The following is a 17,309-nucleotide window of genomic DNA, read 5'->3' as shown; positions in this document are numbered from 1 at the left end:
TGTACCTGCCGCGGGGGCTACTGGTTGGGAAGCCGCACGGGCATCAGCAGGTACTTATAGTCTTCCCTGTCCTCGCCCGACGCGTCATCCTGCGCCGACATCACCGCGGGCTTGGGGGGTGAGGTAAAGGAGAACCGGACGTACGGGCTGCTGAAGGCTCCGAGCCCCTCGCTCAGGTAGTGCGGGTTGAAGGCGACCGTGATGTCGTCGCCGTCCAGTGTGGCCTCGATGGCTTCGGATGCCTGCGCGTCCTCGCCCGTGCCGGCGTCGAGGGTCACCTGTCCCTCGGTGAAGGCGAGACGCACCGGGGTGTTGCGTTCGGCGACGAGCGACACACGACGAACGGCCTCGACGAGCGTGCTGGTCTGGACCGTGGCATGGATCGGGGTGTTCTCCGGGAAGAGCGACCGGATCTTGGGGTAGTCGCCGTCCACGAGCAGGGACGTCGTACGGCGCCCACCCGATTCGAAGCCGATCAGCTCGGAGTCGTCCGAGAACGCGATGTTCAGATCTCCTGCGCCACCGAGCGTCTTCGCGACCTCGTTGAGCGTCTTCGCCTTGACCAGTGCGCTGGTCGAGATTCCTGGCGTCGACGGTTTCCAGGAGACCTCGCGCAGGGCGAGCCGGTACCGGTCGGTGGCGAGCAGGGTGATCAGGTCATCCTCGATCTCCATACGGACACCGGTCAGGATCGGCAGGGTGTCGTCACGGCTCGCAGCGATGATGACCTGCGAGACGGCCTGGGAGAAGGCATCACCGTCGACGACGCCACTGACGGCGGGGAGTTTGGGCAGCTCCGGGTACTCGCCCTCGGGCATGGTCGCGAGGTTGAAGCGGCTGTTGCGGCACGTCAGCGTCACTTTCGATCCGTCGGTGGCGACCTCGACCGGAGCGGAGGGAAGACTGCGGCAGATGTCGGCGAGCAGGCGGCCCGACACGAGGATCGTCCCTTCCTCCAGGACGTCCGCCGCGATCTCGAGGCGTGCGGAGATCTCGTAGTCGAAGCTTGCGAGGCTCAGTGAACCGCCCTCGGCCCGGATCAGCAGTCCGGCCAGGACCGGTACGGGCGGACGGGGTGACAGGGAACGGGCGGTCCAGGACACAGCCTCCGCAAGTACATCCCGCTCGACTCTGAATTTCACGGAGCAGTGCCGCCTTCCAAAAAAACAGCCACCGGCGAAGCCGGCGGGTGGTGGGTTGCATGTCGTGCACGGAGATGCCCGGGCACGGGGAACTACAACCCTACTGGGGAACAGCTTAGCCGGATAGCGGAGCTGCGAAGCAGGTCCGGGGAGGCGGGGGAACGGGGCGGACGGAACGTGGAATGTTATTTGACGAACTTTTGAAGTTTAAGGTTCGTAGTGTTAATAACTGCTGTGGATTCTGTGGATAAGTCCGCTGGTCGGCGCGTTTCCGCGGATTTGCCCTGTGGACAAGGTGTGCGTTCGGACGACGGCCCGCTGCAGGCGGTTGTGGGGAAAAACCTTGTCATTCCGCGGATCCACAGGCTGCAGGGGGTTTTTCCTCAGGTTGAGCGACGATGTTCCCCTAGTTATCCACAGCTGTGTCCACACCTGTTAATTACACGGGTGAAATACAGGGTTCCGGTCGCTGTCAGGCTTCGCGCTGCTTGTGCTTGATGCGGTTGGTCAGCTCGGTGACCTGGTTGAAGATCGCGCGCCGCTCGGCCATGAGCTCGCGGATCTTCCGGTCCGCGTGGATGACGGTGGTGTGGTCACGGCCGCCGAGTTCCTGCCCGATCTTCGGGAGGGACATGTCGGTGAGCTCCCGGCACAGGTACATGGCGATCTGCCGGGCGGTGACGAGCGTCCTCGTGCGCGACTTGCTGCACAGCTCTTCCATGCTGATCTGGAAGTAGTCCGCGGTCTGCGCCATGATCACGGTGGAGGTGATCTCCTGCGCCCCGTCGTCGGAGATCAAGTCCTTCAGCACGATCTCCGCCAGGTTCACGTCCACCGTCTGGCGATTGAGGCTGGCGAAGGCCGTGACCCTGATCAGGGCGCCCTCCAGTTCCCGGATGTTGGTCGCGATTTTCGAGGCGATGTACTCGAGGACGTCGTCCGGCGCGCTCAGGCTGTCGCTGATCGCCTTCTTGCGGAGGATCGCGATGCGGGTCTCCAGTTCGGGCGGCTGGATGTCCGTCAGGAGACCCCACTCGAACCGGGACCGCATGCGCTCCTCGAACCCGATCAGCTGCTTGGGCGGCATGTCGGAGGTGATGACCACCTGCTTGTTGTGGTTGTGCAGCGCATTGAAGGTGTGGAAGAACTCCTCCATGGTCCGGTCCTTGCCGGAGAGGAACTGGATGTCATCGATCAGCAGGATGTCCACGTTGCGGTAGGTCTGCTTGAAGCTCGAGCCCTCGTCGTCGCGGATCGAGTTGATGAAGTCGTTGGTGAACTCCTCGGAGTTCACGTACCGGACACGGATTCCCGTGTAGAGGTGCCGGGCGTAGTGACCGATGGCGTGCAGCAGGTGGGTCTTGCCGAGACCGGAGTCACCGTAGATGAAGAGGGGGTTGTAGGCCTTTGCCGGCGCTTCGGCCACCGCGACCGCAGCCGCATGGGCGAAGCGGTTCGAGGACCCGATGACGAAGGTGTCGAAGATGTACTTGGGGTTGAGCCGGCCGAACTCGTGGGAGTTGCTGGGCGGGGTAGGGGAAGGCTTGGCCTCGCCCTTGGGTTCCGGCGAGACCTGCTCGGGTTCCTGCTCGGGAACCTCCTCCGCCACAGGGGTCAGCTCGGGGTCGATCACGAAGGCGCACTGGATGTCCTCACGGAACACGTCGCGCAGGGCCTCGTCCAGGGCGGACTTGAGCTGGGTCTGCAGGACTTCGCGCGTCAGTTCGTTCGGAACAGCGATGAGCATGGTCGTTCCGATGAGGCCCTGGGCCTGTGCCAGCACCATGAATCCACGCTGGCGCGGAGTGACGCGATCGTCCTGCTCGAGGGTTCGGATGACTTTACGCCAGGAACTCCCGACGTCGTTTACCTCATCTGTTCCCACAAGAACCCCTCTTAGCTGTGCTGCCCACGCTCGAAAAGGTCCGTTCTCCACAGAGTTGTACACAAGCCGTGGATAAACGGACCAGAGCCAAGAGTAGAGGATGGGAACTACAGAAGATAGCGGGCTGGCGCGGCAGGACGGGGGCTGGAAAGGGTCCCACCCGGTCCCTCCGGCGATGCGTGTACTGTGATTCGAGTGCCGGTTGTCCACAGGCCCGTGGAAAAGTAGCCCACAGGCTGGCGACAGCGAGTTTGACGCCCCTCCGCCGCGTCCCCTAACGTTATGTAGTCCAACATGTCTGCATTTCGCATGCCATCACAGATGTTTCCGGGTACTAAGAGGCCTCGGGATGTGACAGCTCCAACGCGAATGTCGGATGTACACCTTCATCGCGTCAGTCTGTTCTTCCCCCTTGTTGCAATGGGCCGGACGCATCTCAAGATCGTTCTGGAGTAACTACAGTGAGCAAGCGGACTTTTCAGCCGAATAACCGCCGTCGTGCCAAGAAGCACGGCTTCCGTCTTCGCATGCGCACCCGCGCTGGTCGTGCCATCCTGTCGGCGCGCCGCGGCAAGGGCCGTACCGAACTCTCGGCATAAGCGGTTCCTCCCACGCCATGCGTCCTTCGGGTGATCGCGCCGGCACGGGGTTCCTTCCCTCAGCAATGAACAGGAACCCGCAGTGCTTCCGATGATCCACAGGGTGCGAACGGCAGCGGATTTTGCACGTACCGTACGTTCCGGTGCCCGGTCAGGGCGCCGGAACGTCGTGCTATACGGGTCCAGGACGCCGGACTCCGCGCCCTCCCGGGTCGGCTTCATCGTCGGCAAGAACGTAGGGAACGCTGTCACCCGCAACCTCGTTAAACGAAGGCTCCGCCATGCTTCGGCGGAGTGGGTCGCTGCGCACCCCTACGGGTACGACGTCGTCGTCCGCGCGCTCCCACCGGCCGCGGACAGCGACTGGCCGGCCCTGCAGAAGGACTTCACGAGTTGCCTGGCTGCGGTTGCCCGCAGGTTGGAGCGCTCCGACGCACCGGAAAGGGAAGGCAGAGTATCGTGAGCAGCGTCGCTGTCCGTGTGCCGGCCTTCCTCATCGGATTGCCTCGCCGGGCCGTGATCGGGTTCCTGATCGCGTACCGCAAGGTCATCTCTCCGCTGTACGGGCAGGTGTGCCGGTTCTACCCGAGCTGCTCGGCCTACGCGCTCGAGGCGGTGACGGTCCATGGGGTCCTTCGCGGTTCGTGGCTCGCGGCCGGACGGCTGGCCCGGTGCCATCCCTGGAACGACGGTGGCGTGGACCACGTGCCTCCCGGTTCCAAGACCTTCCCCGCAGGGAGAGTCCCCTCGATTGTTGTGTTGAACCATCCGGTGATCCCGGGCGATGACGAAAGCCGCTCCGCGGCTTGAGGAGCTAACTGATTATGGGTTTTTTTGAGACGATCCTGGCGCCGTTCAGGTGGCTCGTGTCGTGGATCATGTTCATGTTCCACGAGGGCTTCACGTTCCTCGGAATGGACCCTGCTTCCGGCTGGACCTGGGTCCTGTCGATCGTCGGCCTCGTCGTCGTCATCCGTGCCGCCCTGATCCCCGTCTTCGTCAAGCAGATCAAGGCGCAGCGCGGCATGCAGGCCCTGCAGCCGGATCTGCGGAAGCTACAGCAGAAGTACAAGGGAAAGACCGACCAGCTCTCACGTCAGGCCATGACGCAGGAACAGATGGCCCTGTACAAGAAGCACGGGACCAACCCCTTCGCGGCCTGCCTCCCGATCCTCATCCAGATGCCCTTCTTCTTCGCGCTGTTCACGGTGCTCAACGGCATCTCGCGGGCCAGCGCGGAGGGTGCGACGATCGGCGCCCTGTCTCCGGAGTCGGTGCGCCAGTTCGACAACGCGACGATCCTCGGCGCTCCCCTCTCGTCGACCTTCCTGGGCAGTTTCGGAGCGGGTGGGAACCTCAGTGTCATCATCCTGTCGGTGATCATGATTATCGCCATGACGGCGTCGCAGTTCATCACGCAGAAGCAGATCATGGCGAAGAACATGTCCGAAGAGGCCATGCAGAGCCCGTTCATGCGTCAGCAGAAGATCATGCTGTACATCCTTCCCCTGGTGTTCGGCGTCGGCGGCATCAACTTCCCGATCGGTGTCCTGGTGTACTGGACCACCACCAACGTGTGGACCATGGTGCAGCAGTTCTACGTCATCCGCCGCATGCCCACACCTGGATCGCCGGCAGCCAAGGCCCTCGCCGAGAGGCGAGCGAAGAAGGGCCTGCCCATGGTTCCGCTCCTCGGTGAGCGGAAGCCCGAGCCCGTGATCGAAGCGGTTTCAGAGCCACGGGGCCAGCGTGTCCAGCCCCAGCGCAAGAAGAGGAAGAAGCGATGACGGTAGACAACGAAGAGCAGACGCCCGAGCTCAGCACCCCCGAGTCCAACGACGATGTTGAGACGGTTACAGGAAGCAGCAAGGCGGCGAGGCTGGATGAAGAGGGCGACGTCGCCGCCGACTACCTCGAGGAACTCCTCGACATCGCGGATATCGATGGAGACATCGACATCGAGGTCCGCAGCGGGCGGACGTACATCTCGATCGTCTCGGAGGACGCGTCCGACTCCGGGCTCAGCTCGCTCGTCGGGCGTGACGGGGAGGTCCTCGAGGCACTGCAGGAGCTCACTCGCCTGAGCGTGCTGACCGCGACGGACACGCGTTCGCGGCTGGTGCTGGACGTCGACGGCTATCGCGATCGTCGCGGGCGTGAGCTGGCGAAGATCGCCCAGGACGCCGTCGACAGCGTCAAGGAATCGGGCGAGGACGTGGCGTTGCCTCCGATGTCCGCCTACGAGCGGAAGATCGTCCACGACGTGGTCGCGGATCTGGGCTTCGTGAGCGAGTCCGAGGGCGAGGGTCCGTCGCGGCACATCGTTGTTTCCCCCAGTGATGACTGAGGTTCCGTCCTCGACTGCCAGTGCTCCTCCGGAGCCGACGGCGGAGGAACTGGTTGCCGCGACCACCGTGTTCGGTGACCGGCTCGACGTCGCCCGCGGGTTCGTCGGGCACCTGGCGACCAGCGGCATCGAACGGGGTCTGCTCGGACCCCGGGAGGTCCCCCGACTGTGGGGCCGGCATGTTCTGAACTGCGCCGTTGTCTCCGAACTGATGAAGCAGGATGCGACCGTTGTCGACGTCGGCAGCGGCGCCGGGCTTCCGGGCCTGGCGATCGCGATCGCGAGGCCCGACCTCCACCTGCATCTTGTAGAGCCCCTGGAACGCAGGGTCATCTGGTTGAACGAAGTGGTCGAGGACCTCTCACTGCCGAACGTGTCCGTGCATCGGGCTCGCGCGGAGCAGGTGGTGGGAGCGGTCCGAGGAGATTACGTGACGGCCCGCGCTGTCTCGGCTCTCGCCACCCTCGCTGGCTGGACAATTCCCCTGGCGAAGCCGGGAGGGGAAGTGCTGGCCATCAAGGGGCGCAGCGCTGCCGAGGAGATCGAGAAGGCGCGCAAGCTCATTCGGAAGCTCGGCGGCGGAACGGCGGAGATCCTCACCGCCGGTGCCGGCGTCCTCGAAGAACCGACCACGGTGGTCCGTATTCCGGTCGGCGTCGCCTGAGCCGTCAGGCCAACGGGCGCAGGGCCGTCGTCCCAATCCTCCCGCTACTTCCGGCTACCCTTGTAGATAACGACGTCTGGCATGTGAGAGTGAGTTACTGAGTGACCATCAAGGACGCCCCCGCGAAGAAGTCCGAGTCCCTTCTGGTGCCCCGACAGCCTATCGCAGACGGCCCGAGCGCAAGACAACCTCTCGAGGTTGCTGATCCGACTGCCGGAGTTGTTTCACGTGAAACGCCGGTACCTGCATCAAACGGGGTGGAAGCGCCGGCGGAGAAGACGAGCAAGGGCCGGAGTGTCATCGATACGATGGACGACTCGTCACCGCTTGGCCGTGAGCTCGCGAGGGAAGCCAGACGCCGGGAGAAGTTGTCGGGTAAGGAGCTCCCGAAGCCGAAGAACACCCGGATCATGACCATCAGCAACCAGAAGGGTGGCGTGGGGAAGACGACGACGACGGTCAACATCGCCGCTGCCCTCGCCACTGCTGGGCTGCAGGTACTCGTCATCGACATCGACCCGCAGGGCAATGCCTCGACGGCGCTCAACATCGACCATCACGCCGACGTCGATTCGATCTACGACGTACTCATCGATGATGTTCCCCTCGGCGACGTAGTGGCACCATGTCCGGATGTCCCGAACCTGATCTGTGCGCCTGCGACGATCCACCTGGCGGGTGCCGAGATCGAACTGGTGTCACTGGTCGCTCGCGAGCAAAGGCTCCGCCGGGCCATCGATGTGTATGCGAAGCAGCGCGAAGAGAAGGGAGAGCCACGCCTGGACTTCGTGTTCATCGACTGCCCTCCCAGCCTCGGTCTCCTGACGGTCAACGCCTTCGTCGCTGCGAAGGAGGTACTCATCCCGATCCAGTGCGAGTACTACGCGCTCGAGGGCTTGAGCCAGCTGCTGAAGAACATCGAGATGATCCAGAAGCACCTGAATTCGGACCTGACGGTTTCCACCATTCTGCTGACGATGTACGACGGCAGGACCAACCTGGCGGCACAGGTCGCCGCCGAGGTGCGCGAGCACTTCCCCCAGCAGGTGCTGAAGGCGGTCGTTCCGCGCTCCGTCCGGATCTCGGAAGCTCCCAGCTACCAGCAGACGGTCATGACGTACGATCCCTCCTCGAGCGGCGCCCTCTCCTACCAGGAAGCGGCAGCTGAAATAGCTTCCCGTCCGTAGCGGTCGGGCGTATCGGTCCTGGCGGACCTGCAAGATGTAGCGGTGGAGCGGCGCTCCACACTGTGGAAGGAAGAACATGGCGGAAAAGCGGCGCGGTCTCGGCCGAGGGCTGGGGGCGCTCATCCCCAGTGCTCCCGCCGAGGACGTCCCCGAGCAGACGCGACCCGAGCCGGAGGTGGCCAAGCCGGACCGGCGGGGAGGTAGCGCTTCCGAGGTGTCGCGGAAGACAGGTGGCAGGCCCGTCGATCTCTTCTTCGAGCGGGTGACCGAAGAGGACGTGGCTGAGCAGCCTCGTTCCTACTCCTCGGCCCTGAGGAGCGGTATCAACAAGAACGTCCTCGAAGCCCAAACCAAACGCGTTGCTAAGACTGCAGCCGCCCGCAAGGGCTCGGTGGGTGACGGACCGAAGGGCGGCAGGCCGAAATCGGAGGCTTCGGCGCTCCCGGTGGAGGACCCGGCGGTCGCCCCCGGCGGGGAGGCGGAGGACGGATCGATCAGTCCCGAGAAGAACAGTGCTCGCGTGTCCGGCCGCTCTGCGGTCGGCGCTTCCACCGACGGTGATGCGGGTAGCGAGCAGCCGGCTGTGGCAGTCACGGCGGATGTCGACAGCCCGCCTGCCGACAGTATTGCCGATGCCGATGCCGATACCGATGCCAGGGTCGAGTCGGCCGGCACGGCCGACGCCGTGCGCGGACCGCTGGAAGCTCCTGTAGAAAGTGGGCGCGCAGGCGTTTCACGTGAAACGACGCCCATCTCCCCGTTGCCGGTCAGCAAGGCAGCGGCTGCGGGCTCTGCAGATGGGCTCGTCGAGGTACCGGGTGCGACATTCGCCGAACTGACCCTCGAGAGCATCCACCCGAATCGCAAGCAGCCCCGCGTCGAGTTCAACGAAGATGAGCTGGCTGAGCTGGTCCACTCGATTCGCGAGATCGGCGTGCTGCAGCCCGTGGTCGTCCGGCCCTCCCAGGAGGACGGGGGTGCTCCCTACGAACTCGTTATGGGTGAGCGAAGGTGGCGGGCGTCCCGCGAAGCGGGGATGGACACGATCCCTGCAATCATCCGTTCGACGCTGGACGACGACCTGCTGCGGGACGCTCTCCTCGAGAACCTTCACAGGAGTGCCCTCAATCCCCTCGAGGAAGCGGCCGCATACCAGCAACTTCTGGACGACTTCGGGTGCTCGCATGACGAGCTGGCCGGGCGTCTCGGCCGATCACGCCCGCAGATCTCCAACACTCTACGATTGATGAAGCTCCCGCCGCTGGTCCAGCGCCGCGTAGCGGCCGGCGTGATCTCCGCAGGGCACGCGCGCGCACTTCTGGGTCTGGGTGACGCTGCCGATATGGAGAAGCTCGCACAGCGGATCGTTGCGGAGGGTTTGTCCGTGCGTTCGACGGAGGAGATCGTCGCCCTGAGCGGTGGCCTTAGGAGAGCGACGAAGTCGGCCACGCCCCGCGACGGCGCGCGACACGAACGGCTCGATTACCTCGCAACGTCACTCTCCGACCGTCTCGACACCAACGTGAAAATCACCCTTGGTGCCAAGAAGGGCCGCGTCAGCATCGAATTCGCCAGCGTGGACGACCTGAACCGGATCATCGGCGTCCTGTCACCCAAGGCTGAGTAGCCAACGACCGCGTTGCTCCTCTCGGGCCTGGTTTCACATGAAACCAGGCCCGATCCTCTTAACTCCACTTCTCGCGCGCCCCGGGCCCCGGTTGGAATGAGGGAGACCACCAGTTCGGCTACTTTCGGGCGCGCTTCGGGAGACTGGTTGTGGACGTCGTCGGTAGGTAGGCATCTCCCTCAGGACCGCTCATGTGGGTGTTGAGCGCAGCGTTTCACGTGAAACACCGCCTACGTGTCGCTGCGATTCGGTAAATGTCCGGCGAATGTACGTCTCCGCCGGGGACGGAACCATTCCTTGGGCGGATCGCCTTATCGGAGCTGCTGGAGGTATGAGGTGCCGGTCGGTGCCTTGAGGCTAGATCGGCCGTGCGGCTTCGGCCTCCAGTTGCTCGGGCTGCTGGCCGAGGTACCTGCGTCACTGGGATGTCCTATGACCGACCGGTGACCTTTAGAGGACGCAGCAAGTGAACTTCTCCGGTCTCCGACGGTGCCGGCCCGCAGTTCTGACGACTATTGCTCCCTCCGCGGCCCCGCTCCCGCGCTACATCGCCCGAATCTGTTCCTCTTCTGAGTCTCGATGGGCTGTAGGAGAGGAACGAGGGCGGTGTCAGCCTGCCGGATCGGTGTACGCCCGGCACCGCCGAGGGGCACGCTAAGTAGGCGTGGCAGAGCCGCAGTGGCGCTCGGAGGACCGCTATGGACATCTCGGCGGGTGCGGACCACAGCCGCGGAACACGAGCTCTCAGGTGTAGTCCTCGCATCCTTTCCTATCTGCACCTCCTCCTCCTGCGAAGAACGAAGTAGTCGGCCCCTTTTGCGGAAGGGAGGACCTCAGACGCGTTCGCCTGCGGAGCGGTGCACCGCTTTGCGGTTCCACGTGAAACACCACCAGGGACCGAAGTTGCGGCAGAGAGCACGCGGCGTGGGCTCTGCAGAGTGGACCCGCGTGGTGCAACACCTTGGACCGGTCCTGTTCATTGGTGCCGTGGACCCCAATTTCCCACTCCCATGTCGCGGTTCCACGTGAAACGACGGTGTCGTGGCACTCCTATCGTGGCTGGTTCAGGGTCCCTGATGTCGACGCCGAGAACTATGGGCCCGCGCCCCCGTCGGCTACCCGCTATCTCCTCGCGCGTCCGTCCACTCTGCGTTCCTGCGAGATTGGAGCTGGCATCGGTGCGGAGGTCCTTCGGGGCGCGGACGCGCTTGCGCTCGGCGGCGCACCAGCCACGACGACGGCTAGCGTAATACGGGCGGACGAAGGGATGGAGTCCGAACTCTCCGGGCAGGAGCAGCGTCTGAAAGCCGATCTGAACGCAGCACGCCCCGAAAGGCGACTGCCCGCTGTGGGGCAGTTCCTGGTGTTGTGCAGTTCGGCACAGCTTCGGTCATCGGTGCGCTTCCCCGCCGCATACGGGCTGGACGGGGCCAGTGAATGCCCGGAAAGAGACTTGGCGCACTAGATGAGGTTTCACGTGAAACACGGTCGCTCCTGGCGCGCACTTGTGAAGGCCGGGCCGGAGTAGGTTCATGTCTGCCGCTCTCCCCGTCCGATGTCCGGTCGCATGCCCGTCGTCCCGGGTGTTCCAAGTTGTCCCGACGGGTCCTGGCTGGGCCCGGCGGAGTGGCGGTGTCGGGGCGCAGCTACAACCCTTCGACGTCCTTGGCGGGCATGTTCGTCGTCCTGATCTCTCAGTAGCAGGTCGTGCGTGGGATCGGAGGAGCGTCCGCCGAGCGGCGCGTAGCGGTTTCGGGCTCCTGCTGGTGCGACGACCCACTCCTGCTGGTGCGACAACGCAGTTCAGTTGACGGTGGCGCTGGGAGCGGTCAGTTCGATGCCCGGACCGGAGCGTTGTGGCGCGTGGTCGCCCCCTGCGCCGTCAGGGCGGACGCCGTTTCACGTGAAACCGTGACAAGTCGACCTGCAGGCGGGACCCGGGCGCATGCTGCTTCTCAGGTGCGGCGCTACTTTCCATGGCGCGCTGCTTCGTAGGGTGCGCTGCTTTGTGTGAGGCTGAGCGAAGCACCAACGCAGAAGGACCCGACGGAATCCGTCGGGTCCTTCTGATCAAACTTGGATCAGTTGATGAAGGCGGCAAACTCCTGCTCGAGTACTTGCTTCGGCTTGGCACCGATGGAGGTTGCTGCTACTTCTCCGCCCTGGAAGACATACACCGCGGGAATCGACGTGATGCCGTACTTGGCTGCGATAGCGGGGTTGTCATCGACGTTCACCTTGACGACATCGACCTTCTCGGCGTGCTCGGCCGCGATGTCGTCCAGGATCGGCGACAGCATGCGGCAGGGACCACACCACTCAGCCCAGAAATCGACGATGACAGGCTTGCTGGCCTTCAGGACGTCGGCGTCGAACGACGCGTCCGTCACATCCTTTGCGTTGCTCATTGCAGTACTCCTTGTGGTTGGTGAATCAGAGGGACGCGGTCTCGGAAACAGCCTCGGCCGGAGGCGTAGGAACGCGGGCCGCAGTCTGGGAGGCGCTGACGGTGTCGGCAAGGTAGTGCTCGACGTCCAGCGCCGCGACGCAGCCGCTACCCGAAGCGGTGATCGCCTGTCGGTAGGTGGGGTCGATGACATCGCCGGCAGCGAAGACGCCGGGGAGTGAGGTCTTGGACGTTCGACCCAGGACCGCGATGGTTCCCTCGCTGGTGAGCTCGAGCTGGTCCTTGACCAGATCGACGCGAGGATCATTACCGATGGCGACGAAGATGCCGGTGACGTCGAGATCGCTCGTGCTGCCGTCGACGGTGCTCGCGAGCTTCACCCCGGTCACCTTGTCGGTGCCGTGGATGCCGACCACTTCCGAGTTCCAGAGGAAGCGGATCTTCTCGTGAGCGAAAGCACGGTCCTGCATGATCTTGGAAGCGCGCAGGGTATCCCGACGGTGGATGACAGTGACGGATCGGGCGAACTTGGTGAGGAAGAGGGCTTCCTCCATTGCCGAGTCCCCGCCACCGACGACTGCGATGTCCTGGTTCCGGAAGAAGAAACCGTCACAGGTTGCACACCAGCTGACACCGTGGCCTGAGAGCCGCTTCTCGTCCTCGAGCCCGATCTCCCGATATTCGGATCCTGTCGAGATGATGACGGCGCGGGCGAGGAATTCCTCACCCGTCGCGATGGTGAGCTTCTTGATCTCGCCGGACAGCTCGGCGGACACGACATCCTCGAAGAGGATCTCGGTACCGAAGCGCCGTGCCTGCTTCTCGAACTGCTCCATGAGGTCGGGGCCCATGACGCCCTCCGGGAATCCGGGGAAGTTCTCGACGTCAGTGGTGTTCATCAGCTCACCGCCGGCCTTCACCGAGCTCGCAATCATCACGGGTTTGAGGTTCGCCCGTGCGGTGTAGACCGCGGCCGTGTAGCCGGAGGGTCCTGATCCGACGATGATCACGTCGTGGATCTTCGGCTCGCTGCCGGAGGTATCTGCGGTGGGGGTGTCCAGTTGGACATCGGTTTGGGTTGTCACGTTCTCGAAAGACCTTTCTGTCTTCTCATACGCTGATACGGCCGAGTCGGGCTTATCCGCGGACACTTCCACAACGGAACCGCACGTGGAGTTATTCCGTCCCTGCAAGGCCGCGCCCCGCCTCCGTGGCCCTGGCCGCCGCTGAGCTGGTGCTCCGCGGCTAGGTGACGCTGATCTCCGCGATGCGAAGACCGAACGGGTACTGTGCCTCGATGTTCGAGAGCCTGGGGAGCTGCGTGAAGTCGACGATGACGTAACGCGCCGTGCGCGGGCCGTCGGCGCCATCCGGGATCGGAAGGGTCATCGTGGGGGCCGTGAATCCCCCCTGCGCGATCTGCTCCGCGCCCTCCACCGTCGGCTCGTCATTGACGAGCACCGAGAAACTGCCGCCGGCGCCATTGAGCTGGGCGATCGAGACCTCCGAGATGGTCGATTCCTGTTCGAGCTCGACGACGAGGGCGAGGCTCGTGGCAAGACCACCGAAGGTGTCACTGGCATAGACCTGGTTGCCCCAGAACGACGCCGTGTTCCCGTCGATGATCAGGGGCAGGTTCACGTCATTCGCTGCATCGAGCGCCTGGTTGTCCGGGACCACACGCGTGATTCCAGTGATCACAGGGGCTACGGCCTCGGCTGTCGGCTCGGCTGCTGCTGTCGTCGGTGCCGTGGTTGCGTTCTCTGCCGCGGGGTCACCGGTGGCCTGCTGGGTGTCGCGGTCGGCTACAGGGGTTCCGCCGAAGAGGGAACCGAGCTGTGTGGCCGCGAGAACGACGGCGACCACCAGCACGACGGAGAGAACCGCGCCGACGAGGATGCGGGTGAACTTGCGGCCCCTGCTGTCGTCGTCCTGCTCGTAGCCGTCAGGGCCGTCGACCGCGTCGGAATCGTCGTCGCCGTAGTCGGACACCGGGAAACGCGATGCCGCCCGTTCGGGGTGAGGGGACGCTGCCGCGGAGGCAGCCGCCGCTCCGGCACCTGCTGCTCCGACCAGGACGGCCCCTGTTGCGGCCGCCGGTCCTCCCTGGGCACCGTCGTGCTCGCGCGACTCGTCACGTGGCTGGTCACGGGAGTCGTCACGCGACTGGACATGCACCTCGTCGCGCCGCGGGTCGCGGGACTCGTCACGGGGCTGGGCATGCGCCTCGTCGCGCCGCGGGTCGCGGGACTCGTCACGCGGCTGGGCATACGACTCGTCATTCGACTCGTCATTCGACTCGTCAGGCGACCCTTCGAGCGATGCAGCCGAAGCACCCGAGGGGCGCTGGCTGGGAGGCGGCGGAACGAGGTGGGAGTGCTGGCGTACGGGGGCCGGCTCGGCAGCGGCCGGAGGAACATCCGCTGTGTCGTCAGGAACATCCGACGTGTCGTCCCACTGGTCGTCCCCGGAGCGCCGCCGCCCGAATCGTCGCGCCAGTCCGGCGAAGCGGGATGCCCGATGCTGCCGTCCGTCGTCGTACTCCTCGTACTCCTCGTACTGGTCGTCGTAGGTCTCCGGTTCCGTCGAGCGCGGCCCGCCGAAGATCTCGGAACCGAGGGTATCGGTGAAGAAAGGCTCGATGTACGGAGCCTCGGGTGCCGGAGCATCCTGCTGCACGATCAGGTCGAGCATGTCGGCGGCCGCGGCGCGGTTGGTCACGAGGTAGGTATCGGATTCGCTGATGCCGAGATCGAGGACCTGGATGTTCCCGGTCCTGTCACCCGTCGCGAGGTCGCGTGCGCTCGCGGCGACCTGGGAGGCATTGCCGGCCGATGCGACCAGGATGCTGACCGGCCGGTTGAGCACCTGGTCGACGCCGTCGAGCACGAGGTCCTTCTCAGCAGATGCCAGTACGTAGGCGGTCACTTTGTAGCGGCCGCCCAGCACTGAACCGACGTCTACTGCTTCTGGCACGTGTTCCTCCCGGCGAACCCTGGCTGATTTCTATCCATGCTACCGGTCGGTCAGCCCATAACCCGGCTGGCAGGTCAGGCGCCGCTCCGTCGGAATCTCGCGAGCAGCGGCTTCAGGAACTCGTCGAGTTCGGTGATTTTGAGCAGTTTCAGCATGCCCAGGTACACGGCGGACATGGTGATTCCACCGATCGCGAGCACGAGGACGGCGTCGAGCTTGGACTGCCACAGGAAGCCGTCGGCGTCGTAACCGCCGAACGCCCAGCACAGTGCCGTTCCGGCGATCGCTGCGACGATGCCGGCGATGGTGAGCCGTACGTGGACGTCGAAGACGTGCCCTGCACCGTACGGACCGATCTTGCGGGTCAGGACGATGTGGCTGACCACGACGGCGATCACGTTGCCGAGCGAGTACGAGACGGCCAGCATCGGCACGATGAGCCGCGGTTCGAACATTCCGGCGGTGAGTGCGAGCACCACGCCGACGACGGACAGGATCAACTGGATCCGCAGGGGTGAGCGAACGTCCTCGCTCGCGTAGAAGACGCGGTTCAGGAAGAAGCTCGCGCTGAGGAAGGGTGCTCCGACGGCGAGGATCGCGATGATGACGCCGTTGATCGCGGCGCTCTCCGCGGATTCACTGAACAGCATGCCCAACGGGCCGGCGAACGTGAGCAGGGCGGCGGCGCCGAAGACGGTTGCGACACCGATGATCCGCAGGCCCTGGGAGAGGGTCGCCCGGACCGCAGCGAGGTTGTTGTCCGCATGCGCGGAGGACAACTGGTTGAACATGACCGTCGCCAGGGACAGCGCGATGACCGAGTGCGGCAACTGGTACACCATCGCGCCGAACTCCAGGTTCGTCAGGCCCGCGATCTGCACGGGCGGATCCTGCGCGAGGAGCCGGGGGCGGGCTTCCGAGGCGATGGTCGCGACGCGCTGGTTCAGGAGGTACAGGCCGTTGCCGATGAGCATCGTGACGATGGTGACGGACGCGAGCTTGCCCGTACGTCCCAGTCCTGTTCCGCGCACACCGAACTTGGGCCGCAGTCCGAGCTGAAGGCGCTTGAGGGGGAGGAACAGCACGAGGGCCTGGATGACGATGCCCAGGGTGGTCCCGCCGGCCAGCAGCATCGTCTGCCCCGACGTCCACGTCTCGGGGCTGTGCCGTTCTGCCTGCTCACTCCCCATGAGCACGATGAAGGTCGTGAGGAAGGCGATGGACACGACGTTGTTGACGACCGGCGCCCACATGTACGGACCGAAGGAGCCGTTGGCGTTCAGGATCTGGCCGGTCACGGCGTACATGCCGTAGAAGAAGATCTGCGGCAGGCACCAGTACGCGAAGGCCGTGGTGAGGGCGAGGCTCGCGCCCGTGACACTCGTCGTCAGGCCGACGATGACAGGCGCTGCGAGCGTGACGAGCACCGTCAGCACGAGCAGGCCAGCGGCAGCCAGGGTGAGCAACCGGCTGACGTAGTCAGCTCCCCGGTCGGGCTGCCTGCTGGCGCGGATGATCTGCGGCACCAGGACGGCGTTGAAGACGCCGCCCGCGAGCATGAGGTAGAGGAAGTTAGGCAGGTTGTTCGCGGAGGTGAAGAGATCCGAGACCTGCCCCGTCGCCCCGATCGCGGTGGCGAGCAGCGCCACGCGGACCAGGCCGAGGATCCGCGAGACCAGGGTTCCTGCAGCCATGATCGCGCTCGAGCGGGCGGTGGAGCCGCTTCGTGGGGCCGAAGGGTCGCGGGCGGACCCGCCCTGCTGGGGGACGGAGGTTGTGTTCGTTTCAGACATCGCTCTCCATCGTCCCATGGGACGTCAGCAGCATGCGGTGCACGAGGTGCGGCGACGTCAGAGGTGCTCCGGGAGGACCTCACGCGCGAGGTCCGCGATGCGGCGTTCATTGGGGAAAGACAGGCGCCGGCCCAGCTCCTGCAGCGGCACCCAGGCGACGTCGACGGCCTCGTGGTCCGGATCGTTCTCGATCGTCAGGTACCCGCCCGTGGCGATGAGCAGGAAGTGGTGGACCGTCTTGTGCACGCGGTGGCCGCTGACGGTGAACCAGTAGTCGATGCTCCCGAGGGCGGAGACGATCCTGCCCTCGATCCCCGTCTCCTCGGCGATCTCGCGGACAGCGGCTTCCTCGCTGTTCTCCGAGCCCTCCGGGTGGCCCTTCGGCAGGCACCACTCGAGGCGGCCGCCGCGGTTCAGCCGGGCGATGATGGCGACGTCGAGCGTCTCCCTGGTGGTGTCGACGACGATCCCGCCGGCGGACACCTCCTCCACCGTCGGCAGCTGGTGCTGCACGGCAGGCATACCCGTGGTTCCCATTGACACTGTCAACGGGGTGCGCTTCGGAGCACTTGGAACGGGTCGGTCCATGCAGACCACTCTAACGATCTTTAAGGAGCGGCGATGACGCCGCGACCGGCCGCCCACCCGCCCATACAGCATCGGTTCAGGCCGGTGCCCGGTG

The 17,309-nt window shown here is 64.9% G+C and carries 15 protein-coding genes; 8 read left to right on the top strand and 7 right to left on the bottom strand.

Annotated elements, in window-relative coordinates:
• Positions 1-17: 17 nt before the first annotated feature.
• Positions 18-1,142: a DNA polymerase III subunit beta gene (dnaN, locus tag ACX80H_RS10050; protein WP_459313003.1), complete on the bottom strand. Its 1,125-nt coding sequence runs from the start codon at positions 1,140-1,142 to the stop codon at positions 18-20.
• 472 nt (positions 1,143-1,614) lie between these two features.
• On the bottom strand, positions 1,615-3,027 hold the full coding sequence (dnaA, locus tag ACX80H_RS10045) for a chromosomal replication initiator protein DnaA (RefSeq protein ID WP_459313002.1): 1,413 nt from the start codon (positions 3,025-3,027) through the stop codon (positions 1,615-1,617).
• A gap of 461 nt (positions 3,028-3,488) precedes the next feature.
• Here dnaA and rpmH point away from each other — a divergent pair, with 461 nt between their 5' ends.
• The 8 genes from rpmH to ACX80H_RS10005 all read left to right on the top strand — a co-directional run bounded on the left by rpmH (position 3,489) and on the right by ACX80H_RS10005 (position 9,451).
• Positions 3,489-3,626 (top strand): 50S ribosomal protein L34, encoded by a 138-nt coding sequence (rpmH, locus tag ACX80H_RS10040; RefSeq protein ID WP_022892375.1) that lies wholly within the window; start codon positions 3,489-3,491, stop codon positions 3,624-3,626.
• A gap of 91 nt (positions 3,627-3,717) precedes the next feature.
• Entirely contained in the window at positions 3,718-4,089 is a 372-nt protein-coding gene (rnpA, locus tag ACX80H_RS10035) for a ribonuclease P protein component (protein ID WP_459313405.1), read from the top strand.
• Positions 4,086-4,436 (top strand): membrane protein insertion efficiency factor YidD, encoded by a 351-nt coding sequence (yidD, locus tag ACX80H_RS10030; RefSeq protein ID WP_459313001.1) that lies wholly within the window; start codon positions 4,086-4,088, stop codon positions 4,434-4,436. The genes rnpA and yidD overlap by 4 nt, the downstream gene beginning before the upstream one ends.
• 14 nt (positions 4,437-4,450) lie before the next feature.
• On the top strand, positions 4,451-5,413 hold the full coding sequence (yidC, locus tag ACX80H_RS10025; RefSeq protein WP_459313000.1) for a membrane protein insertase YidC: 963 nt from the start codon (positions 4,451-4,453) through the stop codon (positions 5,411-5,413).
• Positions 5,410-5,973: a Jag family protein gene (locus tag ACX80H_RS10020; RefSeq protein ID WP_459312999.1), complete on the top strand. Its 564-nt coding sequence runs from the start codon at positions 5,410-5,412 to the stop codon at positions 5,971-5,973. Before yidC ends, ACX80H_RS10020 begins: the two co-directional genes overlap by 4 nt.
• On the top strand, positions 5,966-6,637 hold the full coding sequence (gene rsmG, locus ACX80H_RS10015; RefSeq protein ID WP_459313404.1) for a 16S rRNA (guanine(527)-N(7))-methyltransferase RsmG: 672 nt from the start codon (positions 5,966-5,968) through the stop codon (positions 6,635-6,637). The genes ACX80H_RS10020 and rsmG overlap by 8 nt, the downstream gene beginning before the upstream one ends.
• Positions 6,638-6,894: 257 nt before the next feature.
• On the top strand, positions 6,895-7,824 hold the full coding sequence (locus ACX80H_RS10010; protein ID WP_459312997.1) for a ParA family protein: 930 nt from the start codon (positions 6,895-6,897) through the stop codon (positions 7,822-7,824).
• Positions 7,825-8,344: 520 nt separating this feature from the next.
• Complete coding sequence (locus ACX80H_RS10005; protein ID WP_459313403.1) at positions 8,345-9,451, top strand: ParB/RepB/Spo0J family partition protein; 1,107 nt, start codon at positions 8,345-8,347, stop codon at positions 9,449-9,451.
• Between the two features lie 2,081 nt (positions 9,452-11,532).
• Here the strand turns inward: ACX80H_RS10005 and trxA are convergent.
• From trxA to ACX80H_RS09980, 5 genes are all read right to left on the bottom strand, one after another.
• Positions 11,533-11,859, bottom strand: coding sequence for a thioredoxin (gene trxA / locus ACX80H_RS10000; RefSeq protein ID WP_301224501.1), 327 nt, complete (start codon positions 11,857-11,859; stop codon positions 11,533-11,535).
• Between the two features lie 25 nt (positions 11,860-11,884).
• A complete protein-coding gene (gene trxB, locus ACX80H_RS09995) occupies positions 11,885-12,919 on the bottom strand; it encodes a thioredoxin-disulfide reductase (protein WP_459313402.1) in 1,035 nt (344 codons plus the stop codon).
• Positions 12,920-13,103: 184 nt separating this feature from the next.
• Positions 13,104-14,834: an ABC transporter substrate-binding protein gene (locus ACX80H_RS09990; RefSeq protein WP_459312995.1), complete on the bottom strand. Its 1,731-nt coding sequence runs from the start codon at positions 14,832-14,834 to the stop codon at positions 13,104-13,106.
• Between the two features lie 74 nt (positions 14,835-14,908).
• Entirely contained in the window at positions 14,909-16,627 is a 1,719-nt protein-coding gene (gene murJ, locus ACX80H_RS09985; RefSeq protein WP_459312994.1) for a murein biosynthesis integral membrane protein MurJ, read from the bottom strand.
• 57 nt (positions 16,628-16,684) lie between these two features.
• Positions 16,685-17,164 carry an NUDIX hydrolase gene (locus ACX80H_RS09980; protein ID WP_459312992.1) on the bottom strand — a complete coding sequence of 160 codons (480 nt, stop codon included), beginning with the start codon at positions 17,162-17,164 and terminating at the stop codon, positions 16,685-16,687.
• Positions 17,165-17,309 lie beyond the last annotated feature (145 nt).

The organism is Arthrobacter pasteuri (genome assembly GCF_054510955.1).
Note: the sequence above shows the minus strand (reverse complement) of the source record. Positions and strands in the feature narration are given on the sequence as shown.

Coding starts and splice junctions, on each gene's coding strand:
- ACX80H_RS09980 (WP_459312992.1), bottom strand. CDS start 17,164: ATGGGAACCACGGGTATGCCTGCCGTGCAGCACCAGCTGCCGACGGTG.
- rsmG (WP_459313404.1), top strand. CDS start 5,966: ATGACTGAGGTTCCGTCCTCGACTGCCAGTGCTCCTCCGGAGCCGACG.
- murJ (WP_459312994.1), bottom strand. CDS start 16,627: ATGTCTGAAACGAACACAACCTCCGTCCCCCAGCAGGGCGGGTCCGCC.
- yidC (WP_459313000.1), top strand. CDS start 4,451: ATGGGTTTTTTTGAGACGATCCTGGCGCCGTTCAGGTGGCTCGTGTCG.
- trxA (WP_301224501.1), bottom strand. CDS start 11,859: ATGAGCAACGCAAAGGATGTGACGGACGCGTCGTTCGACGCCGACGTC.
- ACX80H_RS10020 (WP_459312999.1), top strand. CDS start 5,410: ATGACGGTAGACAACGAAGAGCAGACGCCCGAGCTCAGCACCCCCGAG.
- rnpA (WP_459313405.1), top strand. CDS start 3,718: ATGATCCACAGGGTGCGAACGGCAGCGGATTTTGCACGTACCGTACGT.